The organism is Cupriavidus nantongensis (genome assembly GCF_001598055.1).
GTDB lineage: Bacteria > Pseudomonadota > Gammaproteobacteria > Burkholderiales > Burkholderiaceae > Cupriavidus > Cupriavidus nantongensis.
This window is the reverse complement of record NZ_CP014844.1, coordinates 862,840-887,885: the sequence shown is the minus strand read 5'-3', so window position 1 is coordinate 887,885 and position 25,046 is coordinate 862,840. Positions and strand designations below refer to the sequence as shown.

General features: G+C 69.6%; 22 protein-coding genes. 13 read left to right on the top strand and 9 right to left on the bottom strand.

Annotation, left to right across the window (positions count from 1 at the left end; all coding sequences use genetic code 11):
• Window positions 1-42: 42 nt before the first annotated feature.
• The 7 genes from A2G96_RS04055 (at window position 43) to A2G96_RS04025 (ending at window position 6,874) form a co-directional block, all read left to right on the top strand.
• Window positions 43-507 carry a PACE efflux transporter gene (locus A2G96_RS04055; protein ID WP_062796993.1) on the top strand — a complete coding sequence of 155 codons (465 nt, stop codon included), beginning with the start codon at window positions 43-45 and terminating at the stop codon, window positions 505-507.
• Between the two features lie 154 nt (window positions 508-661).
• Window positions 662-1,915 (top strand): flavin-dependent oxidoreductase, encoded by a 1,254-nt coding sequence (locus A2G96_RS04050; RefSeq protein ID WP_062796991.1) that lies wholly within the window; start codon window positions 662-664, stop codon window positions 1,913-1,915.
• 195 nt (window positions 1,916-2,110) lie between these two features.
• Window positions 2,111-3,262, top strand: a complete 1,152-nt coding sequence (locus A2G96_RS04045; protein WP_062796989.1) for an ABC transporter substrate-binding protein — start codon at window positions 2,111-2,113, stop codon at window positions 3,260-3,262.
• Window positions 3,259-3,846, top strand: a complete 588-nt coding sequence (locus tag A2G96_RS04040) for a MarR family winged helix-turn-helix transcriptional regulator (RefSeq protein ID WP_062796987.1) — start codon at window positions 3,259-3,261, stop codon at window positions 3,844-3,846. Before A2G96_RS04045 ends, A2G96_RS04040 begins: the two co-directional genes overlap by 4 nt.
• Window positions 3,847-3,897: 51 nt before the next feature.
• Window positions 3,898-5,529, top strand: coding sequence for a D-alanyl-D-alanine carboxypeptidase/D-alanyl-D-alanine endopeptidase (dacB, locus tag A2G96_RS04035; protein WP_062796984.1), 1,632 nt, complete (start codon window positions 3,898-3,900; stop codon window positions 5,527-5,529).
• A 197-nt stretch (window positions 5,530-5,726) separates the two neighbouring features.
• Window positions 5,727-6,551, top strand: a complete 825-nt coding sequence (locus A2G96_RS04030; RefSeq protein ID WP_062796982.1) for an AzlC family ABC transporter permease — start codon at window positions 5,727-5,729, stop codon at window positions 6,549-6,551.
• Window positions 6,548-6,874, top strand: coding sequence for an AzlD domain-containing protein (locus A2G96_RS04025; protein ID WP_062796980.1), 327 nt, complete (start codon window positions 6,548-6,550; stop codon window positions 6,872-6,874). The genes A2G96_RS04030 and A2G96_RS04025 overlap by 4 nt, the downstream gene beginning before the upstream one ends.
• 210 nt (window positions 6,875-7,084) lie before the next feature.
• On the opposite strand, the gene A2G96_RS04020 is transcribed toward A2G96_RS04025, so the two are convergent.
• From A2G96_RS04020 to A2G96_RS03990, 7 genes are all read right to left on the bottom strand, one after another.
• The gene (locus tag A2G96_RS04020) at window positions 7,085-8,074 is read right to left on the bottom strand and encodes an L-threonylcarbamoyladenylate synthase (protein WP_062796978.1); all 990 of its coding nucleotides are present in this window, start codon (window positions 8,072-8,074) and stop codon (window positions 7,085-7,087) included.
• An 18-nt stretch (window positions 8,075-8,092) separates the two neighbouring features.
• Window positions 8,093-9,337: a 5-(carboxyamino)imidazole ribonucleotide synthase gene (locus tag A2G96_RS04015; protein ID WP_062796976.1), complete on the bottom strand. Its 1,245-nt coding sequence runs from the start codon at window positions 9,335-9,337 to the stop codon at window positions 8,093-8,095.
• Between the two features lie 41 nt (window positions 9,338-9,378).
• Entirely contained in the window at window positions 9,379-9,876 is a 498-nt protein-coding gene (gene purE, locus A2G96_RS04010; protein WP_062796974.1) for a 5-(carboxyamino)imidazole ribonucleotide mutase, read from the bottom strand.
• Window positions 9,877-10,046: 170 nt separating this feature from the next.
• Window positions 10,047-10,955, bottom strand: coding sequence for a phosphoribosylaminoimidazolesuccinocarboxamide synthase (locus tag A2G96_RS04005; RefSeq protein WP_062796971.1), 909 nt, complete (start codon window positions 10,953-10,955; stop codon window positions 10,047-10,049).
• Window positions 10,956-11,118: 163 nt separating this feature from the next.
• Window positions 11,119-12,183, bottom strand: coding sequence for a class II fructose-bisphosphate aldolase (gene fba / locus A2G96_RS04000; protein ID WP_018008879.1), 1,065 nt, complete (start codon window positions 12,181-12,183; stop codon window positions 11,119-11,121).
• A gap of 50 nt (window positions 12,184-12,233) precedes the next feature.
• The gene (gene pyk, locus A2G96_RS03995; RefSeq protein ID WP_062796969.1) at window positions 12,234-13,670 is read right to left on the bottom strand and encodes a pyruvate kinase; all 1,437 of its coding nucleotides are present in this window, start codon (window positions 13,668-13,670) and stop codon (window positions 12,234-12,236) included.
• Between the two features lie 94 nt (window positions 13,671-13,764).
• On the bottom strand, window positions 13,765-14,961 hold the full coding sequence (locus A2G96_RS03990; protein ID WP_062796967.1) for a phosphoglycerate kinase: 1,197 nt from the start codon (window positions 14,959-14,961) through the stop codon (window positions 13,765-13,767).
• 415 nt (window positions 14,962-15,376) lie between these two features.
• Between A2G96_RS03990 and A2G96_RS03985 the strand changes: the two genes are divergently transcribed.
• Together A2G96_RS03985 and A2G96_RS03980 are read left to right on the top strand one after the other, a co-directional pair.
• Window positions 15,377-16,480 (top strand): helix-turn-helix transcriptional regulator, encoded by a 1,104-nt coding sequence (locus A2G96_RS03985; protein WP_062796965.1) that lies wholly within the window; start codon window positions 15,377-15,379, stop codon window positions 16,478-16,480.
• 126 nt (window positions 16,481-16,606) lie between these two features.
• On the top strand, window positions 16,607-17,746 hold the full coding sequence (locus tag A2G96_RS03980) for a helix-turn-helix transcriptional regulator (protein ID WP_062796963.1): 1,140 nt from the start codon (window positions 16,607-16,609) through the stop codon (window positions 17,744-17,746).
• A gap of 31 nt (window positions 17,747-17,777) precedes the next feature.
• On the opposite strand, the gene A2G96_RS03975 is transcribed toward A2G96_RS03980, so the two are convergent.
• Window positions 17,778-18,794 carry a Bug family tripartite tricarboxylate transporter substrate binding protein gene (locus A2G96_RS03975; protein WP_062802045.1) on the bottom strand — a complete coding sequence of 339 codons (1,017 nt, stop codon included), beginning with the start codon at window positions 18,792-18,794 and terminating at the stop codon, window positions 17,778-17,780.
• Window positions 18,795-19,002: 208 nt separating this feature from the next.
• Window positions 19,003-22,008 (bottom strand): DEAD/DEAH box helicase, encoded by a 3,006-nt coding sequence (locus tag A2G96_RS03970; RefSeq protein WP_062802044.1) that lies wholly within the window; start codon window positions 22,006-22,008, stop codon window positions 19,003-19,005.
• A gap of 174 nt (window positions 22,009-22,182) precedes the next feature.
• Here A2G96_RS03970 and A2G96_RS03965 point away from each other — a divergent pair, with 174 nt between their 5' ends.
• The 4 genes from A2G96_RS03965 (at window position 22,183) to A2G96_RS03950 (ending at window position 25,033) form a co-directional block, all read left to right on the top strand.
• The gene (locus A2G96_RS03965; protein WP_062796961.1) at window positions 22,183-23,103 is read left to right on the top strand and encodes a branched-chain amino acid transaminase; all 921 of its coding nucleotides are present in this window, start codon (window positions 22,183-22,185) and stop codon (window positions 23,101-23,103) included.
• A 95-nt stretch (window positions 23,104-23,198) separates the two neighbouring features.
• Window positions 23,199-23,393 (top strand): zinc-finger domain-containing protein, encoded by a 195-nt coding sequence (locus A2G96_RS03960; protein WP_010812205.1) that lies wholly within the window; start codon window positions 23,199-23,201, stop codon window positions 23,391-23,393.
• Window positions 23,394-23,511: 118 nt separating this feature from the next.
• The gene (gene waaF, locus A2G96_RS03955; RefSeq protein ID WP_062796958.1) at window positions 23,512-24,534 is read left to right on the top strand and encodes a lipopolysaccharide heptosyltransferase II; all 1,023 of its coding nucleotides are present in this window, start codon (window positions 23,512-23,514) and stop codon (window positions 24,532-24,534) included.
• Between the two features lie 58 nt (window positions 24,535-24,592).
• The gene (locus tag A2G96_RS03950) at window positions 24,593-25,033 is read left to right on the top strand and encodes a YybH family protein (protein WP_012351840.1); all 441 of its coding nucleotides are present in this window, start codon (window positions 24,593-24,595) and stop codon (window positions 25,031-25,033) included.
• The last annotated feature ends 13 nt before the right edge of the window (window positions 25,034-25,046 follow it).

Genomic DNA, 25,046 nt, shown 5'->3' with positions numbered 1-25,046 from the left:
ATAGACTAGGCCCCATCGAGTTTGCCCCCGCAAGGAGAAACCATGCGCAAAACCTGGGACCGGATCCGCCATGCCGTCGGCTTCGAGGTGGTCGGCCTGCTGATCTTCGCCCCGCTGGCGAGCTGGGCCTTCGGCTATGAACTGCACCAGATGGGGCTGATCGGCGCGGTCGCCTCGCTGATCGCCACCGGCTGGAACTACCTGTACAACGTGCTGTTCGACAAGGGCATGCTGCGTTTCACCGGCCAGCTGCGCAAGTCGGTGCCGGTGCGGGTGCTGCACGCGCTGCTGTTCGAACTGGGCCTGCTGGTGGTGTTCCTGCCGTCGGTGGCTTGGTATCTCGATATCAGCCTGCTCGACGCGCTCATCATGGACATCGCCGTGGCCGGCTTCTACATGGTCTACGCGCTGGTCTACAACTGGCTGTACGACATCGTGTTCCCGGTGCCGGCGCTCAAGGCTCAGGCCACGGCCGAAGCCAAGCCGGAAGGCGCCGCGCTGGGCTAAGCGCGGGTTTTTCCGGACCCCGGGCGCCGTGCGCCGGGGTCTTTCCCGTCTTGCCGCAAGCGGCCGAATCGTTATACTCCATAACAAATTCGGTTCGCCCGGGCGCGGCGCCGCACGCGCGGCCCCGGCGCGACCTGCACGCGGGGAGACAACCATGAAAATCGCAATCGCCGGGGGCGGCATCGGCGGGCTGACGCTGGCGCTGCTGTGCCACCGCCACGGCATCGAGGCCGAGGTGTGGGAAGCCAGCGAAACGCTGCGCCCGCTGGGCGTTGGCATCAACCTGCTGCCGCACGCGGTGCGCGTGCTGTCGGAGCTGGGCCTGCGCGATGCGCTCGCCGATATCGCGGTCGAGACCTCGTCGCTGTCGTACTACAACAAGCTGGGCCAGCGCATCTGGCATGAGCCGCGCGGGCTGGCCGCCGGCTATGACTGGCCGCAGTTCTCGATCCATCGCGGCGAATTCCAGATGCTGCTGCACCGCACCGTGGTCGAGCGCCTCGGGGCCGGCGCGGTCCATACCGGCCACAGCTTCGAGTCCGTGCTGGACACCGGCGCGCGCGGCCAGGCGCGCTTCGTGCTGCGCCGCCGCGGCGACAATGCCGCGGTCGAGTCCGGCGCCGACGTGCTGGTCGGCGCCGACGGCATCCATTCGGCGGTGCGCCGCCATTTCTATCCCGCCGGCGACCTGCCGCGCTTCTCGCGCCGGCTGCTGTGGCGCGCGGTCACCGAGGCGCCGCCTTACCTGGACGGCCGCTCGATGTTCATGGCCGGGCACCAGGACCAGAAGTTCGTCGCCTACCCCATCTCGGAACCGCTGCGCCGCCAGGGCCGCTCGCTGGTCAACTGGATTGCCGAGCTGCGCGTGCCCGACAGCGTGTCCGACACCCCGCCGCGCAGCGACTGGAACAAGCAGGTCGACAAGTCCGTGTTCCGCGCCGCGTTTGCCGGCTGGCGCTGGGACTGGATCGACATCCCCGCGCTGATCGACGGCGCCGGCGCCATCTACGAATTCCCGATGGTCGACAAGGACCCGCTGCCGCGCTGGACCTTCGACCGCGTCACGCTGCTCGGCGACGCCGCGCACCCGATGTACCCGATCGGCTCGAACGGCAGCGCCCAGGCCATCCTCGACGCGCGCTACCTGGTCGACAGCCTGCTCGGCACCCGCGACACCGGCTACGCGCTGCGCGAATACGAGGCCGAGCGCCTGCCGCGCACCGCCGGCATCGTGCTGCGCAACCGCATGAACGGGCCCGAGCAGGTGATGCAGCTGGCGGAGGAACGCGCGCCGCAGGGGTTCAGCGACATCGAGCAGGTGATCCCGCGCGCGGAGCTGGAAGCGATTTCGCTGCGCTACAAGCAGCTTGCGGGTTTCGACCGGCAGTCGATGCAGGGCAAGGTTTAGCGATACGTTTACTTCTGCCGAGGGTGTTTCCCTCTCCCCTCATGGGGAGAGGGCAGGGTGAGGGGTGGTTTGGCAAGGCACCACGCATCGAGAGCCTCCCTGCCCTCACCCCCGGCCCCTCTCCCGCATGCGGGAGAGGGGAGCAAACCAGCGGGATGGAAAACGCATAAGATCATTCAGACCGAGGAGACAACCATGGCATCCCGAACCCCGACCGACCTCACACGCCTCGCGCTGGCCGTCCTGCTGGCCTTCACCGCCACCACCGCCCTCGCCGACATCACCGTCGGCGTCAGCCTGTCGACCACCGGCCCGTCCGCTTCGCTCGGCATCCCGCAGAAAAACTCGCTGGCCTACCTGCCGCAGCGGATCGGCGGCGAGCCGGTGCGCTACATCGTGCTGGACGATGCCTCCGATCCGACCCAGGGCGCCAAGGCGGCGCGCCGCTTCGTCGCCGAGGACAAGGTCGACATCATCCTGGGCTCGTCCGCGGTGGCGCCGTCGATCGCGATTGCCGAGGTCGCCGACGAAGCCCAGACCGTGCAGCTGGCGTTTTCGCCGATCGAACTGAAGCCCGGGCGCGGCGCATGGACCTTCCGGCTGGCGCAGCCGGTGCGGCTGATGGCCAATGCGGTGGCGGCCACCGCCAAGAACCAGGGCGTCAAGACCATCGGTTTTATCGGCTTTGCCGATGCCTATGGCGAGACCTGGCTGAAGGATTTCACCGCCGCCGCCGGCGCCAACGGCATCCGCCTGATCGCCACCGAGCGCTACGGCCGCGCCGACACCAGCGTGACCGCGCAGGCGCTCAAGCTGATCGCTGCCAGGCCCGATGCCATCCTGATCGCCGGCGCCGGCACCGGCGCGGCGCTGCCGCATACCACGCTGCGCGAGCGCGGCTATGGCGGCACCCTCTACCAGACCCACGGCGCGGCCACCAGGGACCTGATCCGCATCGGCGGACGCCTGGTCAACGGCGCGATCCTGCCCGCCGGCCCGGTGATCGTGCCGGAGCAGCTGCCCGCCGGCGACCCGGTGCGCAAGCCCGGGCTGGACTACGTCACCCGCTATGAAAAGCAGTACGGGGCCGAGACCCGCACGCAGTTCGGCGCCCATGCCTACGATGCCGGGCTGGTGCTGGAGCGCATCGTGCCGGTGGCGCTGAGGCAGGCCCGCCCCGGCACGCCGGCCTTCCGCCAGGCGCTGCGCCACGCGCTGGAAACCGAGCGCGACATCGTGGTCTCGCACGGGGTGCTGAACTTCAGTGCGCAAGACCACTATGGCTTTGACCAGCGTGGCCGGGTTATGGTGACAATAGAGAACGGCAACTGGAAACTGCTCAAATGATTCCCGACGCATCCGCCACACCGCCCGCCACCCCCGCGCGGCGGGCCCGCACCGCCGCAGCCCCCGCGCGGCGCAGGACGCGCGATGCGCTGGCGCCCGACCCGGCCGCCGGCGACGGTGCCGATGGCGGCTTCGACCCGCATGTGCCGAACATCGACTACGGCGTGCTCGACAACCTGGTCGGCTACGCCATCCGCCGCGCGCAGATCCGCATCTACGAAGACTTCGTGCAATCGCTGGCGCAGTGGCAGATCACCCCGCCGCGCTTTTCGGCGCTGGTGATCATCTCGCGCAACCCGCACCTGAAGCTGACCGAGCTGGCGCAGATCCTGGGCATCGCGCGCTCGGGCGCGGTGCTGCTGGTGGATGCGCTCGAAGCGATGAAGCTGGTGGCGCGGCGCCCCGCCGCGGGCGACCGGCGCGCCTACAGCCTGGTGCTGACCCCGGCCGGACGGCGCACGCTGGAAGCCGCGACGCAGGCGGTGCAGGCGCACGACGCCCACGTCAGCTCGGCGCTCAGCGATGCCGAACAGGCCACGCTGAAAGCGCTGCTGGCACGGCTGGGCCCGCCGCGCGCCGGCTGAACCGCCGCGCCGTCGCAACTGTCATCCGCTTGCGGGCGGCCATGCGTTAACATGGCCGCCATGCCAAGAACCCTCGCCGCGCCCACCGCAGCGCGACCCGGCGCGCTGCTGCGCCGCCTGTCGCCGCTGCTCTCGCCCCTCCTTGCCGCCGTGCTGCTGGCCGGCGGCCCGGCACTGACACCGGCCTACGCCAAGCCGCCCGCCAAGGCGGCCAAGGCGGCCAAGGCGACCAAGCCCGCCAAAGCGCCGAAAGCCGGCAAAGTGGCCAAGGCCACGACCAAAGCCACCGCCGATCCGGCGCTGCTCAGCGCCGGCGTGCCTGCCCCGGTGGCCGCGGCGCTGCGCCGCGCCGGGGTGCCGGCCGCGGCGGCCAGCTTCTACGTGGTGCGGCTGGGCGACAGCACCGCGCGCGCGAGCTGGAACGCGCAGCTGCCGATGAACCCGGCGTCGACCATGAAGCTGGTCACCACCTTCGCCGGCCTGCAGCTGCTCGGGCCTGACTACCGCTGGCAGACCTCGCTCTACGCCGACGCGCAGCCCGGCTTCGACGGCACCGTCAACGGCAACGTCTACCTGCGCGGCCATGGCGATCCCAAGCTGGTGCCCGAGGAAATGGCCAAGCTGGTGGCGCGGGCGCGCGCCGCTGGCGCCAATACCATCAACGGCGACCTGGTGCTGGACCGCAGCTACTTCGCCGATGGCCTGGACAGCAACGGCACCATCGACGGCGAGGTGCAGCGTGCCTACAACGTCGGCCCCGATGCGCTGCTGTACGCGTTCAAGACGCTGTCGTTCACGCTGACGCCGGACCCGGCCTCGCAGACCGTGGCGGTCAGCGTCACGCCGGAACTGGCGCAGCTGAAGCTGGACAACCGCCTCACGCTGACCAACGGCCGCTGCGGCGACTGGCAGAGCAGCGCCAGCCCGACCGTGCTGCCGCAGGCCGACGGCACCGTGCTGGCCTCGTTCTCGGGCGACTATTCCAGCGACTGCGGCGAGCACGTGCTCAATATCGCCACGCTGTCGCATGCGGAATTCACCTGGGGCGGCTTTGTCGCCGAGTGGCAGCGCGCCGGCGGGCGCTTTGCCCGGCTGCCGGCGCTGCGCAGCGGCAAGGTGCCGCGCGGCGCGGTGCTGCTGGCGCGCCATTACGGCCTGCCGCTGGCCGACATCGTGCGCGACATCAACAAGTTCTCGAACAACGTGATGGCGCGGCAGCTGTTCCTGACCGTCGGCGCCGAGATCGACCGCGGCGGACCCGCCAGCACCGGGCGCTCGATCCGCGTGGTGCAGCGCTGGCTGGCGCGGCAGGGGCTGGACATGCCGGGGCTGGTGCTCGACAACGGCTCGGGCCTGTCGCGCGCGGAACGCATCAGCGCCTATGACATGGCGCGGCTGCTGCAGCAGGCCGCGGCCAGCCCGGTCGGGCCGGTGCTGATCGACTCGCTGCCGGTGCTGGGCGTCGACGGCACGCTGCGCAACCGCCTGACCCGCGCCAGCGCGGCCGGCAGCGGCTACCTGAAGACCGGCACGCTGGCCGATGTGCGTGCGCTGGCCGGCTACGTCGATGCCGCCGAGGGCGGCCGCTACGTGGTGGTCAGCATGATCAACCATGCCAACGCCGCGCAGGCGCAGGAGGCGCACGACGCGCTGCTGCAGTGGGTGTACCGCGGGGCGCACTGATGCCGATGCGGCCGCTGCGGCCGTTCCGCGGCGCGGCGCCGTGGCCTGCCGCCAACGCCGCGGCGGCATTTTGTTAAGCGCTCGCTTACCAGGCCGCCATCCCACCCTATAATGCCAGGGTGCCGGCCGCGTCCTGCGGCGGCAGCCTTCCGGGCCGGCCTGCGGCCCCGGGCCGCATCGCCCCCGCTTCCTCTGACATGACTTCCCGACAACCCCCGGTGTGGTTGCGCCTCTGGCATCGCTTCGCACCGGCCGAACGCGCCGGCTTTATCGACGGCGCGCGCCGCTTTGCCCCGTCCCTGCCCGCGGTATTTTCCTGGGGCCTGGTCACCGGCGTGGCCATGAGCAAATCCGTGCTGACCGTGCCCGAGGCCATCGGCATGTCGCTGCTGGTCTACGCCGGCTCGGCGCAGCTGGCGGTGCTGCCGCTGTTCGCCGCGGGGCTGCCGCTGTGGACCATCTGGCTGACCGCGGCCATGGTCAACCTGCGCTTCGTCATCTTCAGCGCTGGCATGCAGCCGCATTTCAGCTACCTGACGCTGGCGCGGCGCACGGTGCTGGGCTTCTTCAACGGCGACCTGCACTTCGTCTACTTCCTGCAGAAGTACAGCACGCCCGGCTATGAGCCTGGCAAGGAAGGCTACTTCTGGGGCATGGCGCTGACCAACTTCTGCATGTGGCAGGTGTCGTCGATCATCGGCATCGTGCTGGCCAGCCTGTTCCCCGACAGCTGGGGCCTGGGGCTGGCCGGCACCATGGCGCTGATCCCGGTGATGATCGCCACCATCAACTCGCGCTCGACGCTGATGGCGGTGGTGATCTCCGCGGTGCTGGCGCTGCTGTGCTTCGACCTGCCGTACCGGCTCGGGCTGGTAGTGGCCGTGGTCGGCGCGATCGCCGCCGGCATGGCCAGCGACGAACTGGCCGCGCGCGCGGCGCTGCGCGGCATCCAGCGGCGCAAGCAGGCGCCGCTGCCCAAGCCGGGGGCCGAGCCTGCCGACCTTCCGGGAGACCGCGCATGAGCCATACCGAAGTCTGGATCGCGCTCGTCGGCATGGCGGTGGTCACTGTGATCACGCGCGCGCTGTTTCTGATGGCGGGCGAACACATCACCGTGCCGGACCGCATCCAGCGCGCGCTGCGCTATGCGCCGGCAGCGGCGCTGGCCGCCATCATCCTGCCGGACCTGATGACCTGGCAGGGGCATTTCACCGTGGCGTTGTCGAACTACAAGCTGATGGCGGGCGTGGCCGCGACGGTGTTCTACCTGGTGACCAGGAAGATGGTGGGGATGATTGCGGTGGGGATGGCGGTGTATACGGCGTTGCGGTTGTTGGGGGGGTAATGTTGACGCAGGCGTGCTTGGCACACGCCGGCCCTCTCCCCCGACCCCTCTCCCGCAGGCGGGAGAGGGGAGCAAAACGCTGGTATGCGAGAGCGTTGGAGCTTGCCGACATCCCTCGCAATCGCTCCCCTCGCCCGCTTGCGGGAGAGGGGTGGGGGAGAGGGCCGAAGCTTCAACGAAGTAATCCCCCAAGCAAACCACCGTCCCGCCCTACCCCCCAAACGCCGCCGCCGCCCGCTCCAGCCGGTCCCTTACCCCGGCCCAGTCCTGCCCCTCCGGCAACACCTCGAACACCAGCTGCGTATACCCCTGCCGGTCGAGCTTGCGCAGCAGCCTATACAGCTCCTGCGCATAGGCTGCGGCATCGCCAGGCGCCTGCACCCAGGTGCAGCGCTGGTCCGCCAGCGGCGCGCGCCCGACCCATGCCACGCGGGCATCCGCCGGCAGCGCCTCCAGGCGCGCGGCGGCGGCCTGGGCATCGGCCAGCAGCAGCGGCGTGTGCGGTGCGTAGTGGGCCTTCAGCGTGCCCGATGCGCGCGGCGCGGCGGCGTCCGGCGGCAGCGGGGCCTCGCCCAGCACCTGCGCCAGCATTCCCACCGTGACCGCGCCCGGGCGCAGCAGCACCGGGCCGACGCCCTGGTCCAGCCGCGACAGGTCGACGATGGTCGATTCGATGCCGACCTCGACGCCATCGCCCTCCAGCACGTAGACCGCGTCGCCGAATTCCTCGCGCACATGCTGCGCGGTGGTCGGGCTGACCTGGCCGAACTTGTTGGCGGAAGGCGCGGCGATGCCGCCACGGCCGCGCTTGAAGCGCGACAGCAGCGCCTGCGCCACCGGATGCGACGGGCAGCGCAGGCCGATGCTGTCCTGCCCGCCGGCGACGGCGGCGTCGATATGCGCGGCGCGCTTCAGGATCAGCGTCAGCGGGCCGGGCCAGAACGCGTCGATCAGCTGCTGCGCGGCCGCGGGCACGTCGTCGGTCCAGTAGCCGATGTCGGCACCGTCGACCACGTGCACGATCACCGGATGGTTCGACGGCCGGCCCTTGAGCGCGAAGATGCGGCCGACCGCCGCGGGGTTCTCGGCATCGGCGCCAAGGCCGTAGACGGTCTCGGTCGGGAAGGCGACCAGTTGCCCGGCCTCGAGCAGGCGGACGGCTTCATCCAGTTCGGCGGCCGTGGGCGTGCGCGGCGACATGGTGTTCCTTGGGTCCACTCAGAGCGGGATATGCAGCGCCTGCGCGGCCGCGGTGAAGGCCGCGTCGGCGGCCTCGGCATGCTCGCCGATACAGTTGACGTGCCCCATCTTGCGCGACGGGCGCGCATCGCTCTTGCCGTACAGGTGCAGCTTGGCGCCGGGTTGCGCCACCACCTCGTCCCAGGCCGGGGTGCGTTCCAGGCCGAATTCGAACCACACGTCGCCCAGCAGGTTCAGCATCTTGCCGGCCGAATGCTGGCGCGTACTGCCCAGCGGCAGCCGCGCCATGGCGCGCACCTGCTGCTCGAACTGGCTGGTCTCGCACGCGTCCATGGTGATATGGCCGGAATTGTGCGGGCGCGGCGCCATTTCGTTGGCGACCAGCGAGCCATCGGTCAGCACGAAGAACTCGATGCACAGCACGCCGACATAGCCCATCTCGGTGGCGATGGCGGCGGCGGCGGCGCGGGCGCGCTCGGCGATCTCGGGCGAGACGCTGGTAGACGGCATCTGGGTCGAGAACAGGATGCCGTCGCGGTGCACGTTCTCGGCCAGCGGCCAGGTCGCGGTGGCGCCGTCCGCGCCGCGCGCGGCCAGCACCGACACCTCGTACGCCAGCGGCAGCATCCGCTCCAGCACGCACGGCACGTGCTGCATCGCCTTCCACGCGGCGCGCACGTCGTCGCGCGTCTTCACGCGCGCCTGGCCCTTGCCGTCGTAGCCCATGCGCGCGGTCTTGAGGATGCCGGGCAGCACGTGGTCGGGCAGCTGGTCGACGTCGGCGTCGTGCTGGATCACCCAGTGCGGCGCCGTCGGCACGCCGGTGCGCTCGGCGCAGGCGGCAAAGAATTTCTTCTCGCCGATGCGGTTCTGCGCGATCGACACGCAGTAGCCGCGTGGCGCGACGAACGCGCCCAGCTGCTCGAGCCGGTCCAGCGACAGCGACGGCACGTTCTCGAACTCGGTGCTGACCGCCTGGCACAGCTTGCCCATCTCGGCCAGCGCGGCCTCGTCGGTGTACTGGGCGCAGATATGCTTGTCGGCGACCACGCCCGCCGGGCTGTCCTGGTCCGGGTCGAGCACGCACACGCGATAGCCCATCGCCTGCGCCGCATGCGTGAACATGCGGCCGAGCTGGCCGCCGCCCAGCATGCCCAGCCACGCGCCGGGCAGGATGGGCGCGTCGGGACGGTCGACGCCGAATTCGGCGCGCGATTCCGGCGTGTGGGCTTCGGAGAGGTGGGGATGGATATCGGTAGGCATTGCTCGGTTCCGTGTGGGTCCGGAGGGTTACAGCGGCGGCATTACAGCGGCAAGGTCATCGCGCGCGCGGCTTCGGTCTGCTTCGCGCGGAACGCTTCCAGCGCGGCAGCCAGCGCGTCGTCGGTAGCGGCCAGCGTGGCGATCGCATGTAGCGCGGCGTTGGCCGCGCCCGCTTCGCCGATGGCGAAGGTGGCCACCGGCACGCCCTTGGGCATCTGCACGATCGACAGCAGCGAGTCCTCGCCGCGCAGGTACTTCGACGGCACCGGCACGCCGAACACCGGCACGATGGTCTTGGCGGCGATCATGCCGGGCAGGTGCGCGGCTCCGCCGGCACCGGCGATGATGGCACGCAGGCCGCGGCTGCGCGCGCTTTCGGCATAGCGGAACATGTCGTCGGCCATGCGGTGCGCGGACACCACCTGGGCTTCGAACGGCACGCCGAAATCCTTCAGCATCGCCACGGCGTGCTGCATCACGTCCCAGTCGGAGCTGCTGCCCATGACGACGCCGACCAATGGCTTATCTTGCTTGCTCACGTTTGATCCTTGCTGGTTTGCTCCCCTCTCCCGCTGGCGGGAGAGGGGTGGGGGTGAGGGCCTGGCGGCTCTCGACGCGTGGTGCCTTGCCAAACCACCCCTCACCCTGCCCTCTCCCCATGAGGGGAGAGGGGAACACCGTTGGCTGTTGAAAGCCAGTGGCAACGAAATTACTTCAACTCTTCACCCGTCAGCCGCGTCAGCGCCTCGCGGTACTTCGCCGCGGTCTTCTCGATCACGTCGTCCGGCAGCTGCGGCGCCGGCGCGGTCTTGGGCCACGGCTTGCCGTCGATGCGCACGGCTTCGAGCCAGTCGCGCACGAACTGCTTGTCGAACGACGGCGGGTTGGTGCCCACCTGGTACGAATCGGCCGGCCAGAAGCGCGACGAGTCGGCAGTCAGCACTTCGTCCATCAGCGTCAGCACGCCGTTGTCGTCCAGGCCGAACTCGAACTTGGTGTCGGCGATGATAATGCCGCGCGTGGCGGCGAACTCGGCCGCTTCCTTGTACAGGCGGATCGAGATCTCGCGCATCTGGCGCGCCAGCGGGATGCCGATGCGCGCCTCGACCTCGGCGAACGAGATGTTCTCGTCGTGCTCGCCCATCTCGGCCTTGGCCGCCGGCGTGAAGATCGGCTCGGGCAGCTTCTGCGCGTTCTGCAGGCCCGGCGGCAGCTCGATGCCGCACACCTTGCCGGTGGCCTGGTAGTCCTTCCAGCCGCTGCCGGCAAGATAGCCGCGCACCACCGCCTCGACCAGGATCGGCTTCAGGCGCTTGACCACCACCGCACGGCCCCAGACCTGCTCCACCTCGTCCGCGGCGACCACGGTCTCGGGCGCGATGCCGGTCTCGTGGTTCGGCACGATGTGGGCGAGCTTCTTGAACCAGAAGTTTGCCATCTGGTTCAGCACGCGGCCCTTGTCGGGGATCGGCTCGCCCATGATGACGTCGAACGCCGACAGGCGGTCGGTGGTGACGATCAGCAGCTTGTCGTTGCCGACGGCGTAGTTGTCGCGCACCTTGCCGTGGCCCAGCAGCGGCAGCGAGTTGATGGAGGACTGGTAGAGAGCGTTGGTCATGATGGTTCCGATCGAACGGAGGTAAAGCACAGCGTCCGCAAAAAACACTGACGCTTAAAAATGCGTCGTCCCCGCGGAGGCGGGGACCCAGTGACTTTTGCCTTTGGTCAGCGCCGCGTGAAAGACGCTGGGTTCCCGCCTGCGCGGGAACGACGGTTGAGACTTACTGCACGACCTGCGCCAGCTTGCCCGACTTGTACTGCTGCGCGATCTCGCTCAGCGCCACCGGCTTGATCTTGCCGGCCTGGCCTTCGCAGCCGAACGCCAGGTAGCGCGCCTTGCACACCTGCTTGGCGGCTTCGCGGGCCGGCTTCAGGTATTCGCGCGGGTCGAACTTGCTCGGGTTCTCGACGAAGAAGCGGCGGATCGCGCCGGTCATGGCCAGGCGGATGTCGGTGTCGATATTGATCTTGCGCACGCCGTACTTGATCGCTTCCTGGATTTCCTCGACCGGCACGCCGTAGGTTTCCTTCATGTCGCCGCCGAACTTGCGGATCTCTTCCAGCAGTTCCTGCGGCACCGACGACGAGCCGTGCATCACCAGGTGGGTGTTGGGGATGCGCGCGTGGATTTCCTTGATGCGGTTGATCGCCAAGATATCGCCGGTGGGCTTGCGGGTGAACTTGTAGGCGCCGTGCGAGGTGCCGATGGCAATGGCCAGCGCGTCGAGCTGGGTGGCCTTGACGAAGTCGGCGGCCTGCTCGGGGTCGGTCAGCAGCATCGAGTGGTCCAGCTTGCCTTCGGCGCCGATGCCGTCTTCCTCGCCGGCTTCACCGGTTTCGAGCGAACCCAGGCAGCCCAGCTCGCCCTCGACGGTCACGCCGATGGCGTGCGACAGCTGCACCACCTTGCGCGTCACGTCGACGTTGTATTCGTAGTCGGCCGGGGTCTTGCCGTCTTCGCGCAGCGAGCCGTCCATCATCACCGACGAGAAGCCCAGGTCGATCGCGGCCTGGCAGATCGCCGGCGACTGGCCGTGGTCCTGGTGCATCACCACCGGGATATGCGGATAGGCTTCGACCGCGGCTTCGATCAGGTGGCGCAGGAAGTGCTCGCCGGCGTATTTGCGGGCGCCGGCCGAGGCTTGCATGATCACCGGAGCGTTGACCTCGTCGGCCGCCTGCATGATGGCCTGCACTTGCTCGAGGTTGTTCACGTTGAAGGCCGGCAGGCCGTAGCTGTTCTCGGCTGCGTGGTCCAGCAGCTGGCGCATCGAAACGAGTGGCATGTCTAACTCCTAAATGAAAATGGGGTGTCTCGGTATTCTTCTGTCGGCGCTCAATGTCCCACCCTGACGATCTTCAGGGTGTTGGTACCGCCCGGCTGCCCCATCGGCTCGCCGATGGTCAGCACGATGAAATCGCCCCGCTGCACCACGCCCTGCGCCAGCAGCAGCTCCTCGGCCTGCTCCAGCGCGGTATCGCGGTCGGTGCTCGACTGCAGCGGCAGCGGCACCACGTTGCGGTACAGCTGCATCTTGCGCTGCGACGCCAGGTTGGGCGTCATCGCGTAAATCGGTACATGGATGCGGTGCCGGCTCATCCACAGCGCGGTCGCGCCGGAATCGGTCAGCGCCGCGATCGCCTTCACCTGCAAATGATAGGCGGTGAACAGCGCCCCCATCGCCACCGACTGGTCGATGCGCGAGAAGGTCTGGTTCAGGAAATCGGTGTCGAGCTGCACCACCTCGGACTTCTCGGCCTCGATGCAGACCGCGGCCATGGCCTCGACGGTCTCGACCGGATAGCGGCCGGCGGCGGTCTCGGCCGACAGCATCACGGCGTCGGTGCCGTCGAGCACGGCGTTGGCCACGTCCGAGACCTCGGCGCGGGTCGGCACCGGGTTGACGATCATGCTTTCCATCATCTGCGTCGCGGTGATGGTGAGCTTGTTGGCCTCGCGCGCCAGCCTGATCATGCGCTTCTGCAGCGCCGGCACGGCGGCATTGCCGACTTCCACGGCGAGGTCGCCGCGCGCCACCATGATGCCGTCGGAGGCCTGCAGGATTTCCTCCAGCACGCCCGGATGGATGGCCTCGGCGCGCTCGATCTTGGCGATCATGCGGGCCCGGTGGCCGTGCGGCTGGCCGGCCACGGCGGCCAGCTGGCGCGCCATTTCCATGTCGGTGGCGTTCTTGGGGAAGCTCACCGCAAGGTAGTCCGCGCCCAGGGCCATGGCGGTCTTGATGTCGTCCATGTCCTTGGCGGTCAGCGCCGGCGCCGACAGCCCGCCGCCCTGGCGGTTGATGCCCTTGTTGTTGGACAGCTCGCCGCCCACGCGCACGGTGGTGAAAATCTCGTTGCCCAGCACGCGGTCGACCACCAGCACGATCAGGCCGTCGTTGAGCAGCAGCAGGTCGCCCGGGCCGACGTCGCGCGGCAGGTCCTGGTAGTCCAGGCCGGCGCGCTCTTCGTTGCCGAGCTTGCAGTTGGAATCGAGGATAAAGGGCGCGCCCGCCTTGAGCAGCACCTTGCCGTGCTCGAACTTGCCCACGCGGATCTTGGGGCCCTGCAGGTCGGCCATGATGGCGACCTCGCGCCCGCACGCCTGCGCCGCCTCGCGCACCAGCCGGGCGCGGTCGAGGTGGTCCTGGGCGGTGCCGTGCGAAAAGTTCAGCCGCACCACGTCGACCCCCGCCGCGATCATGCGCGTCAGGATTTCCAGCGTGCTGGAGGCGGGGCCGATGGTGGCGACGATCTTGGTGGAACGGGTCATGCGGGGGGTTTCCTGGTTTCAGCGCTCGATGGCCCGGCGGCCGGTGTTGCGCGCCCGGCGGGCCGACGGCCCTGCCAGGCGCGGGGCGGATGCGTCAGCCTGCGGCGCGCTGCTCCAGCACTTCGAAGGCGGGCAGCTTCTTGCCTTCCAGGAATTCCAGGAACGCGCCGCCGCCGGTCGAGATATAGCCCACGCGGTCGGCAATGCCGTACTTGGCGATGGCGGCGAGCGTGTCGCCGCCGCCGGCGATCGAGAACCCCTTCGATTCGGCGATGGCCTCGGCCAGCACCCGGGTGCCGTTGCCGAACTGGTCGAACTCGAACACGCCCACCGGGCCGTTCCAGACGATGGTGCCGGCGGCCTTCAGTTGATCGGCCAGCATCGCCGCGGTCTTCGGACCGATGTCGAGGATCATGTCGTCGTCGGCGACGTCCTTGACGTCCTTGACGGTAGCCGCGGCGGTCGCGCTGAATTCCTTGGCGCAGACCACGTCGACGGGAATCGGCACCGAGGCGCCGCGTTTGGCCATGATATCGATGATGGCCTTGGCGTCGCCGACCAGGTCGGCTTCGGCCAGCGACTTGCCGATCTTCAGTCCGGCGGCCAGCATGAAGGTGTTGGCGATGCCGCCGCCAACCACCAGGTTGTCGACCTTGTCGGCCAGCGACTTCAGGATGGTCAGCTTGGTCGAGACCTTGGAGCCGGCGACGATCGCCACCAGCGGGCGCGCCGGCTGGCCCAGCGCCTTGCCCAGCGCGTCGATCTCGGCGGCCAGCAGCGGGCCGGCGCAGGCGATCGGGGCGTATTTGGCGATGCCGTGGGTGGTGGCCTCGGCGCGGTGCGCGGTGCCGAAGGCATCGTTGACGTAGATGTCGCAGAGTTTGGCCATCTTCTGCGCCAGCTCGTCGCTGTTCTTCTTCTCGCCCTTGTTGACGCGGCAGTTTTCCAGCAGCACCACCTGGCCGGGCGCCACCTCGACGCCGTCGACCCAGTTCTGCACCAGCTTGACCGGCTTGCCAAGCAGTTCGGACAGGCGCGCGGCGATCGGCGCCAGCGAGTCTTCGGGCTTGAACTCGCCCTCGGTCGGGCGGCCCAGGTGGGACGTGACCATCACCGCGGCGCCGGCGCCCAGGCAGGCCTCGATGGCGGGCACGGAGGCGCGGATGCGGGTGTCTTCGGTGATATTGCCGGCGTCATCCTGCGGCACGTTCAGGTCGGCACGGATGAACACACGCTTGCCGGAAAGTTTGCCTTGGGAGATCAGATCGGAAAGACGCAGGACAGAGGTCATGACGGTGGATGGCGCGAGATTTCGCTGCGGACTCGGGGAAACCGGCATTTTACCTGAACGCGATGGGGGCTTTGCCGAATCCGGACCGTGGCGCACCATGATGCGCCCCGCAAGGCACAAACGGTCCGCCAGCCAGCGCCAATGGGTGCTGCGCCTGACCCGACTCCCCACCAAAGAAGGGGCGCTCGCGTTTTCCGCGAGACCCCCAAGTGCGGTAATGTACGCAACGTCTGCTACATCAGACACACAATCACGCCAGAGCCGGTCTACAAACGGCCAAGACAAGCGGCGGCCGACAAGAGGCTAACCATACGGCCCACTGCAAGCAGCCAGAACAACAAAGCATGCCGGGGTGCGAGCGGACGCACCACCGGCGCCGCGCATTACTTTGTCGCGAATGCAAGGGGTAAGTCAGATGAATGAAGCCGACATGCACGGAGCCATCCGCGGCTTGTACGAGGGCATTCTGGATCCCGGGGCCTGGCAGGACAGCCTGCGCACCCTGACCGGACTGGCGGGGGCGGCGCATGCCTCGATGATGGTCTGGGACACGGTACGCGACCAGATCAGCGTCAACGAGATCGTCAACCCGGTGGTCGAGCTGTTCACCGAATACGAATCGGATTACCAGGCGATCGACCCGGCCAAGCAGTTCGCGCCGCGCATGCAGCCGGGCGACTGGTATATCGATGCGCGCGAGCTGGGCGAAGGCACCATGGCGCGCCATCCGTTCTACCGCGACTTCTTCCACCGCTATGGCCTGCGCTCCTACGTGGCCTGCCTGGTCGAGCGCCAGCCCCATTACGAAGTCTATTTCTCGATGCAGCGCGCGCGCCGGCAGCCGCTGTTCTCGAGCATCGACACCGGCGGCCTGGACTGGATCATCCCGCATATGCGCAGCGCCATGGCGATGCGCGACCGCACCCTCGGGCTGACGGTGCTGGCGCGGCTGTCGACGCAGCTGGTGGAGCGGCTCAATTTCGCCCTGCTGGTGTTTTCGCCGCAGCGCCACGTGCTGTTGTGCAACCGCGCCGGCGAACGCTGGGCGCGGCGGCTGGACCCGGCCGGCAAGGTGTCGGAGTGGAGCCTGTCGCGCCCGTTCGCCGACATGGTCCAGGCCGCGTGCGACCCGCGCCAGGCCGTGGCCGCGCAGGCGGCGCGCGCCACCAGCGGCGACGCCTGCGCGCAGGTGATCGTGCTGCCGCTGCCGCCGTCGCACGCCTTTGCCGCGCAGTGGCAGGAACCGGCCGCGCTGGTGATCGTGCACGAGCAGGACCGCGCGCCGCTGCTGCTCGGCCCCGTGCTGCGCGACCTCTACGGGCTGACGCCGGCCGAGACCCGGCTGAGCGTGCAGCTGGCGCACGGCCAGGGCCTGCCCGAAGCCAGCCAGCAGCTCGGCATCCGCCACGAAACCGCGCGCACGCAGCTCAAGGCGGTCTTCCACAAGACCGGCTGCAACAGCCAGGCCCAGCTCACGCACCTGCTCTCGCGCCTGGGCGCGGCGCTGGAACAGGGCTGAACGACAGGGCCGAACGACAGGGCTGAACCCGCAAGCCGTGCCACACGCCGGCGCCGTGCCGGCGGCACGCGCTCTGCCACGCGGGTAAAGTGCTAAAAGTACAAGAAGTAAAAAAGAAGGGAAGCCATGAGCGATACACAGATGCACGACACCATTCGCGCGCTGTACGAGGGGATTTTCGACGCCGATGCCTGGCAGCGCAGCCTGAGCGCGCTGTGCCAGGCCAGCGGCAGCAGCCACGCCCACCTGCTCGTGCTCGACACCGTGCATGAGCGCGTGCTGGTACACCAGGAGGTCAACCCGATGCCCGAGGCGGTGGCCGCCTACCGCGACCAGTTCGCCGCGATCGACCCGGCGCTGCCGTTCGCACGGCGCATGGCGGTGGGCAGCTGGTATATCGATTCGCGCGAACTGGGCCCGCAGGTCATGCGGCAGTCGCCCTTCTACGGCGAGTTCCTGCGGCCGATCGAGCAGTCGTCGGTGATGGCCTGCCTGATCGAGCGCCAGCCGCACTACGACGTGTTCCTGTCGCTGCAGCGCCCGCATGGCCACGAGCATTACTCGCCCGAGGACGCGCGCGCGCTCGACTGGGCCATCCCGCACGTGCGCCAGGCCATGGCGCTGCGCGAGCGCACCCACCAGGTATCGGCGCTGGCGCATGCGTCGTCGCAACTGATGGAGCGGCTGCCGTTCGGCGTGATCGTGTTCCGCGACGACGGCAAGGCGCTGATGGCCAACAGCATCGGCGAAACCTGGGTGCGCCGGCTGCTGCCGGCGGTGTCGATCGAAACCAGCGTCGCGGCGCCGCTGGCTGCCACGCGCGACGATGGCGGCTGGACCCTGTCGCGTCCGTTCGCCGACGCGCTGCGCGCGGTGGGCAACCCGGCCAGCGCGCAGCCGGCGCAGGCGCTGCGCGCGGTCGACAGCGCCGGCCGGCAGGCGCAGGTGATCCTGCTGCCGCTGCCGCCGGCGCATCACCTGGCGCTGGACTGGCAGCGCCCCAGCGTGCTGGTGGCCATTCACGAACCGGGCGCCGCACCGATGACGCTGCCGACCGTGTTGCGCGACCTCTACGGCCTGACGCCGGCGGAGATCCGGCTGGCGCTGCAATTGTCTTCGGGCATCGGCCTGCCCGAGGCGTGCGAACTGATCGGCATCCGGCGCGAGACCGGGCGCACCCAGCTCAAGGCGATCTTCACCAAGACCGGCACCGGCACCCAGGCGCAGCTGGCGCACCTGCTGACGCGGCTGGGGGTACGGGCCTAGCCGCGCCCGCAGCCAGCCTTGGGGGCACGCATCAGTCGATCGAAGCGCCCACGGTCTTGACCACGCCCGCCCACTTCTGGCGGTCGGCCTTCACCGTGGCCTTGAACTGGTCCACGGTCTCGACCCGCGGCGTGTTGCCGGCATCGATCAGCTTCTGGCGGATCGCCGGCGTTTCCAGCGCCACCCTGACCGCGTCATTGACCTTGCGCGCGATCTTCGGGTCCAGCCCCCTGGGCCCGAACAGGCCGAACCAGATGGTGCTGTTGAAGCCGGGCAGGCCGCTTTCGGCAATGGTCGGCACATCGGGAATCACCTGCACGCGCTGCTTGGTGGTCACGCCCAGCAGGCGCACCTTGCCGGCGCGGAACTGCGGCAGCACGCTCTGCACCTGGTTGAAGATGCAGCAGACCTCGCCCTTCACCACCGCCTGCAGCGCATCGGGGCCGCCCTTGTAGGGCACGTGCACCATGTCCAGACCGGCGCGCGCGTTGAACTCGGCAAACGCCAGGTGCGTGCCGGTGCCGTTGCCGGTGGAGGCAAAGTTGTACTTGCCCGGATTGGCCTTGACCTTCTCGATGAATTCCCTGACCGACTTGACGTCGAGCACCGCCGGGTTGACGGTCAGCACGTTGGAGACCTCGACCAGCGGCGCGATCGGGGTGAAATCGGCGTCGGCATCGAACGGCAGGGTCTTGTACAGCGCCGGGTTGATGCCGTGCGTGGCAGCGGTGCCGAGCAGCAGCGTGTAGCCGTCCGGCTTGGCGTGCGCCACCACCTCGGAGGCGACGTTGCCGCCGGCGCCCGGCCGGTAGTCATAGACGATGGTGGTCTTCAGCGACTTCTGCAGCGATTCCTGCAGCGTGCGGCCGACGATGTCGACGCCCGAGCCGGCGGTGAAGCCCATCAGGATCGTCACCGGCTGCGTCGGCCATTCGCCCTGCGCGTGGGCGGGCAGGCTGGCCGTGCCGATGGCGGCGGCGCACAGCGCGGCCACGCTGGCGGCGGAACGGAAGGACAAGCGCGGAAGCAGGCGGGACGAGTTGGGCATGGGGGCACCGTCGGTGAATGTCACAGGAAGCGGCCCGGCGCGGCGGACTTCGCGGCGGACCTGCACGATGGCCGGGATCTGAGCCCCGGGCCAGCGCAACAAGATAGCAAGGTTCCTGCCAAAACCAAACGACTGAGTTTGCCTGAAGGTATGCCGAGCGGGCATATGGCGATGCACCGTTTGGGCACGCCTCGGCGCGGCCTGCGCTTCAGCGCCGCAGCAGCCCCACCAGTTCGTCGACATCCGGCAGCGGCGCGCCGATACCCGCGGCGTGGTCGTCGTCGGCCTCCAGCAGGCCGTCGGCGAGCGCGCGCTTGTCGCGGTGCAGCTCGACGATGCGCTCCTCGATGGTGCCCGCATTGATCAGCCGGTACACCGTAACCGGGCGCTGCTGGCCGATGCGGTGCGCGCGGCCCATGGCCTGGTCTTCGGCGGCGGGGTTCCACCACGGGTCGGCGATGATCACGTAGTCGGCCGCGGTCAGGTTCAGGCCGTAGCCGCCGGCCTTCAGGCTGATCAGGAAGACATCGCCCGCGCCCGCCTGGAACGCCGCCACGCGGCGCGTGCGCTCGGCCGCGGGCGTGGCGCCGTCCAGGTATTGCAGCGCCAGCCCGGCGCGCTCCAGCCCCTGGCGCAGCAGCTGCAGGAAATCGACGAACTGGCTGAACACCAGGGTCTTGTGGCCGCTGGCGGCCAGCCCGCTGGCCAGCTCGACGAAGGCCCGCACCTTGGCGCCTTCGCTCAGTTGCCCACTCACTTCAGGCGTGACCAGGCGCGGATCGCAGGCGGCGCGGCGCAGCCGCATCAGCTGCGCCAGCACGTGCAGGCGCGCCTGCGCCTGGTGCTGGGCCTGCGCCAGCGCGCGCGCCCTGGCGCCGGCGGGCGCATCGCGGGTGGCCTTGCGCGCGGCTTCGACGCGCGCCAGCGCGGCCTCGGCCTCGGTCTGCGCCTGGCGGCGCAGCGCCTCGTAGTGTGCGGCTTCGACCGGCTCGGGCTCGACCCGGATCACCAGCTCGGTACGCGGCGGCAGTTCGTCCAGCACCTGCGCCTTGGTCCGGCGCAGCACGAACGGCGCGATCATGCGGCGCAGCCGCAGGCGCGCCTCGCGGCTGCCGGCGCGTTCGATCGGGTTGGCGAAATGCTCGTTGAAGCGCGCCAGCGAACCCAGCAGGCCCGGATTGCAGAACCGCATCACCGACCACAGCTCCGCCAGCCGGTTTTCTACCGGGGTGCCGGTCAGCGCCATGCGGAAGTCCGACGGCAGCGCGAACATCGCCTGCGCCCGCCGCGTGACTGCGTTCTTGAAGGCCTGGGCCTCGTCGGCCACCACGGTATGCCAGGCGCGCGCGCAGAAGTCGCGGCTGGCCTGCTGCAGCAGCGTGTACGAGACGATCACCAGGTCATGCGGCCCGGCCTGCGCCAGCAGCGCGTCGCGATCGCCCTCGGCATAGACGTGGACGTTGAGCGTGGGTGCGAAGCGCCGCGCCTCGGCGGCCCAGTTGCCGCACACCGAGGTCGGCGCGATCACCAGCGCCGCGCCGCCGCCGGCGCGCGCCACCAGCAGCGCCAGCGCCTGCAGGGTCTTGCCCAGGCCCATGTCGTCGGCCAGGCAGGCGCCCAGGCCGGAAGCGGCCAGCGTCATGGCCCAGCGGTAGCCGGCTTCCTGGTAGGGGCGCAGCTCGGCCGCCAGCGTGGCCGGCAGCGCGATTTCGCTCTCCCGCGCGGCGCGCAGCCGGGCGATACGCGTGCGGAAGTGCGCGTCGGGATCGACGCCGGCGCCGGCCAGCACGTCGTCCAGCCACGGCGTGGCCATCTGCGGCACGCGGATGCCGTCAGGCACCCGTTCGCCCACGCCGGCAAGATCGCGCAGCCGGCCGCGCAGCACCTGCGTCAGCGCCACGTAGACGCCCTGCCCCATCGGCACGAAGCGCCCGGCATGGCTGCCGGTCCAGTCGATCAGCTTGCCCAGTTCCAGCACCAGCCCCTCGGCCACGCGCAGCTCGCCCGCCAGCTTGTACCAGGCGCCCCGGCTTTCGATCTGCACCCCCAGCTGCGGCAGGTCGGCGGGCAGCACGCGCAATTCCTTGCCGCGCGGCCATTCGACCGCCTGCACCGCGGGCAGCGCCGGCAGCGCCTCGACCACCGCGAGCGCATCCTCGGGATCGTCCAGCGTCCAGGTGTACTCGCCGCCCGGCGGCGACAGCGCCACCAGCTGCGGCAGCGCGGCGAAGACTTCGGCCACGCTGGCGAGCTCCGCGTCGAGGTCGCGCTGCGTGGACAGGGTTTCGCCGCGCACCGTCGCCATCAGCCGTTCGCGCCCGGCACCGGGCGCCAGCCGCGGCCCGAGCGGGCCCAGCGGCGTCACCACCAGCCGCAGCGAGATGCCGCGCCCCACCGGCGCCACTTCGGCGCGCAGCCGGGCCTCGGCCTCGACCGCACGCGAGCCGGCCGCGGCATCGGCCTGGATCTGGAACTGGCCGGCCAGCGCGCGCAGGGTCTGGTCGAGCCGGGCGTGGCCCTCCTCGGGAACGGCCAGGCCGTTGCCGATCAGCCGCGCTGCCTCGAACTGCGCCGGGGTATAGCGGACCAGCCGCAGCCGGTGCGGGCCGTCGCGCAGCAGCGTGAACTGGCGCAGCGCCTCGGCCTCCTGCCGCGCGGCGGCGGGCAACAGTCCCTCCAGCGCCGGCGCCTCGCGCACCGGCGGGAACAGCCGCAGCACGTAGCGGCCGGCACTGCGCACGGCCTCCAGCGCGGGCGCGTCCTCGACCACGTCCAATGTCTGCGTGGGCGCATGGGTCAGCACCACGCCCGGGTGCCCGGCCAGCGCCATCAGCGCCATGGCGCGGTCGAGCACGTAGCGGCGGTGATGCGAGGCATCGCGGCGGATGGCGCGCGCCACGCGCGCATCCCATGGCTCGAGCCGCTCGTCCTCGGCGATGCGCGCCAGCGGCACCGGGCGGGGCTTGCCCCAGCCCTTGGGGCCGCGCACCTGCTCGAGCGGCTCGATCGTGCCGGGCGCGCCGTCGGCGTCCAGGGTCAGGGCCCACAGCAAGCGCCGGGTCGGTGCCGCCGCACCTTGCGCGGTGGCCGGGTCGGTGCCGGCAAGGGCGCGCAGCGCATCCAGCGCCTGCCGCCAGTCTGCCTCCGGCGTGCCAGGGGCGTCCGGTGGTGCGTCGGGCTGACGATCGGGGCTGGAATGTGGGCTCGAAGGCACGGCTTGCAGGAAGGTCGACTGGCGGCACGCCTCCGCCAATGCAGCGACAATGCGGCGACAATGCCGGGAAAAAGCGCATTCTAGACCGCCGCGGCGCCCGCGCCGCGTTGTGACCCATGCCCCCCGGGCTTACAATATCGTTTTTGCTATTTCCTCGGCGCAGGGAGAACAGACATGTCGATGGCGGATCGCGACGGCAAGATTTGGATGGACGGCAAGCTGATCGAGTGGCGCGACGCCAAGATCCACGTGCTGACGCATACGCTGCACTACGGCATGGGCGTGTTCGAGGGCGTGCGCGCCTACAAGACCCCGGAAGGCACCGCCATCTTCCGCCTGAAGGAGCACACCCGCCGCCTGTTCAATTCGGCCAAGATCTTCCAGATGGCGATGCCGTTCGACGAGGCCACGTTGGAAGCCGCCACCCGCGAAGTGGTGCGCGCCAACAACCTGGAATCCTGCTACATCCGCCCGATCGTGTGGATCGGCTCGGAAAAGCTGGGCGTCTCGGCCAAGGGCAACACCATCCACGTCGCCATCGCCGCGTGGCCGTGGGGCGCCTACCTGGGCGAGGAAGGCATGGAGCGCGGCATCCGCGTGAAGACCTCTTCGTTCACCCGCCACCACGTCAACGTGTCGCTGGTGCGCGCCAAGGCCAGCGGCTACTACATCAACTCGATCCTGGCCAACCAGGAGGCGACCGGCCTGGGCTACGACGAAGCGCTGCTGCTCGACACCGACGGCTACGTCAGCGAAGGCTCGGGCGAGAACGTCTTCATCGTGCGCAACGGCGTGATCTACACCCCGGACCTGGCCTCGTGCCTGGACGGCATCACCCGCGACGCCACCCTGACCATCGCGCGCGACCTGGGCATCGAAGTGCGCGAGAAGCGCATCACCCGCGACGAGATGTACTGCGCCGACGAAGCCTTCTTCACCGGCACCGCCGCCGAGGTCACGCCGATCCGCGAGCTGGACGACCGCATCATCGGCGAAGGGCGCCGCGGCCCGGTGACCAAGCAGATCCAGGACGCCTTCTTTGCCGCCGTCGGCGGCACCGACGAAAAGTACAAGAAGTGGCTGACGCTGGTGTGAGCACCGGCCGGCAGCCCAAGTGTCCGGCGCCCGCTTCTGCGGGCACGGCACGTTCCTTGTTTTGACGAACAATAAGTTTTATTCCCTGCAACACCATGACGCAAACCGCGACCATCATCGAAATCGGCGCCGAAGACATTCCGCTGCACTGCCCGACCGCCAACACCCCGGCCTGGAACTACCATCCGCGCGTGTTTCTCGACGTGGCCGACACCGGCGAAGCCAAGTGCCCGTACTGCGGCACCGTGTACAAGCTCAAGCCGGGCACCGTGCTGAAGGGCCACCACTGACCCGAGCCGCCTGCCATCGCACCCCCCTGACGCTCCGGGCCGCCCACTGGCGCCCCGGAGCGTTGGCGTTGCCGGCGCCCGCGCCGCTGCGCCCGTGCCGGCTCCTTGCGCCCCTTCCATGAAGAAAGCCCTCGTCATCGCCCCCAACTGGATCGGCGACGCCCTGATGGCGCAGCCGCTGTTCGCGCTGCTCAAGGCGCGCCATCCGCGCCTGGTCATCGACGCCCTCGCGCCCAAGTGGGTCGCGCCGGTGCTCGCGCGCATGCCGGAAATCGGCCGCGTGTTCCCGTCGGACCTTGCGCACGGCAAGCTGCAGCTGTCGGCGCGGCTGATGTTCGCGCAGCAGCTGAAGAACGAAGGCTATGACCTCGCCTACGTGCTGCCGAACTCGCTCAAGTCGGCACTGATCCCGTGGCTGGCCGGCATTCCGCTGCGCATCGGCTACCGCGGCGAAGCGCGCTTCGGCATGCTCAACGTGCGCCACGCCAATCCGCCGCGCGACCACCGCCCGCCGATGGTGGAGCACTACGCGCGCCTGGCGCTCAAGCCCGGCGCGCGCCTGCCCGAGAACCTGTCCGAGCCGCGCCTGCGCGTGGACGCGGCGCGCGTGGCCGCCACCGCCGAGCGCTTTGGCCTGGCGCCGCACACGCGCGTGATCGCGTTCTGCCCGGGCGCCGAGTTCGGCCCGGCCAAGCGCTGGCCCGCGGCGCATTTCGCCAGACTGGCGCAGATGCTGCGGCGCTCGTATCCGTACGCGCAGATGATCACGCTGGGCTCGGCCAAGGATGCCGAGATCGCCGCCGAGATCGTCAGCGAGGCGCCGTTCGTGCGCAACCTGTGCGGCCAGACCTCGCTCGACGACGCGGTCGACCTGCTGGCGCTGTCCGAAGCCGCGGTCTGCAACGATTCGGGCCTGATGCACGTGACCGCGGCACTGGGCCGGCCCCAGGTGGCGGTGTACGGCTCGAGCGATCCCCGCCACACGCCGCCGCTGTCACAGGCAGCGAGTATCATGTGGCTGCAGCTGGAGTGCAGTCCGTGCTTCAAGCGCGAGTGCCCGCTGGGCCACCTGCGCTGCCTGAAAGAGATCGAACCGGAAATGGTGTTCGTCGAGCTGCGCAAGCTGCTGCACCGGCCCTGACCTCCCTGACGTCCCTGATGTCCCTGCCGCCCCTGCCCTAGCCACGTCCATTGCCACCATGCCTCGCTTTGCCCGCCTGTTCGATTCCGCCGAAGACATCGTCGACGCTTTCCGCGAAGCGCTGAAGCTGCGCGACGCCGAAGGCGCGCTGCGCCTGTGGCTGGACGAAGACTCGATCACCTGCGTGCTGCCCGACGGGCAGCGCCTGATCGGCCACGAGCAGCTGCGCCAGGCCTTCTCGCAGCTGCTGGAAGAACAGCCGGTGCTGGTCGACGCCATCGAAACCAGCAGCCATGCGTCGATGGCCGTGTCGATCTTCGACGTGACCGAGGCGCTGCGCTTTGGCAGCGACCGCGTCGAGGCCGACCTGTACGTGCACACCACCTACGTGCTGATGCAGAACCACGAAGGCTGGCGCCTGGCCCACATCCATTGCAGCCCGGCCAACGCGGTGCAGGTTGCCGCCGTGGCCGCCACGCCGGGCCAGGCGCTGCACTGAACCCGCGGCCGCG

What these genes read in the sequence shown, in the direction of transcription:
- A2G96_RS04055 (WP_062796993.1), top strand. Translation starts at nt 43, where the DNA reads ATGCGCAAAACCTGGGACCGGATCCGCCATGCCGTCGGCTTCGAGGTG.
- A2G96_RS04050 (WP_062796991.1), top strand. Translation starts at nt 662, where the DNA reads ATGAAAATCGCAATCGCCGGGGGCGGCATCGGCGGGCTGACGCTGGCG.
- A2G96_RS04045 (WP_062796989.1), top strand. Translation starts at nt 2,111, where the DNA reads ATGGCATCCCGAACCCCGACCGACCTCACACGCCTCGCGCTGGCCGTC.
- A2G96_RS04040 (WP_062796987.1), top strand. Translation starts at nt 3,259, where the DNA reads ATGATTCCCGACGCATCCGCCACACCGCCCGCCACCCCCGCGCGGCGG.
- dacB (WP_062796984.1), top strand. Translation starts at nt 3,898, where the DNA reads ATGGCCGCCATGCCAAGAACCCTCGCCGCGCCCACCGCAGCGCGACCC.
- A2G96_RS04030 (WP_062796982.1), top strand. Translation starts at nt 5,727, where the DNA reads ATGACTTCCCGACAACCCCCGGTGTGGTTGCGCCTCTGGCATCGCTTC.
- A2G96_RS04025 (WP_062796980.1), top strand. Translation starts at nt 6,548, where the DNA reads ATGAGCCATACCGAAGTCTGGATCGCGCTCGTCGGCATGGCGGTGGTC.
- A2G96_RS04020 (WP_062796978.1), bottom strand. Translation starts at nt 8,074, where the DNA reads ATGTCGCCGCGCACGCCCACGGCCGCCGAACTGGATGAAGCCGTCCGC.
- A2G96_RS04015 (WP_062796976.1), bottom strand. Translation starts at nt 9,337, where the DNA reads ATGCCTACCGATATCCATCCCCACCTCTCCGAAGCCCACACGCCGGAA.
- A2G96_RS04005 (WP_062796971.1), bottom strand. Translation starts at nt 10,955, where the DNA reads ATGACCAACGCTCTCTACCAGTCCTCCATCAACTCGCTGCCGCTGCTG.
- fba (WP_018008879.1), bottom strand. Translation starts at nt 12,183, where the DNA reads ATGCCACTCGTTTCGATGCGCCAGCTGCTGGACCACGCAGCCGAGAAC.
- pyk (WP_062796969.1), bottom strand. Translation starts at nt 13,670, where the DNA reads ATGACCCGTTCCACCAAGATCGTCGCCACCATCGGCCCCGCCTCCAGC.
- A2G96_RS03990 (WP_062796967.1), bottom strand. Translation starts at nt 14,961, where the DNA reads ATGACCTCTGTCCTGCGTCTTTCCGATCTGATCTCCCAAGGCAAACTT.
- A2G96_RS03985 (WP_062796965.1), top strand. Translation starts at nt 15,377, where the DNA reads ATGAATGAAGCCGACATGCACGGAGCCATCCGCGGCTTGTACGAGGGC.
- A2G96_RS03980 (WP_062796963.1), top strand. Translation starts at nt 16,607, where the DNA reads ATGAGCGATACACAGATGCACGACACCATTCGCGCGCTGTACGAGGGG.
- A2G96_RS03975 (WP_062802045.1), bottom strand. Translation starts at nt 18,794, where the DNA reads ATGCCCAACTCGTCCCGCCTGCTTCCGCGCTTGTCCTTCCGTTCCGCC.
- A2G96_RS03965 (WP_062796961.1), top strand. Translation starts at nt 22,183, where the DNA reads ATGTCGATGGCGGATCGCGACGGCAAGATTTGGATGGACGGCAAGCTG.
- A2G96_RS03960 (WP_010812205.1), top strand. Translation starts at nt 23,199, where the DNA reads ATGACGCAAACCGCGACCATCATCGAAATCGGCGCCGAAGACATTCCG.
- waaF (WP_062796958.1), top strand. Translation starts at nt 23,512, where the DNA reads ATGAAGAAAGCCCTCGTCATCGCCCCCAACTGGATCGGCGACGCCCTG.
- A2G96_RS03950 (WP_012351840.1), top strand. Translation starts at nt 24,593, where the DNA reads ATGCCTCGCTTTGCCCGCCTGTTCGATTCCGCCGAAGACATCGTCGAC.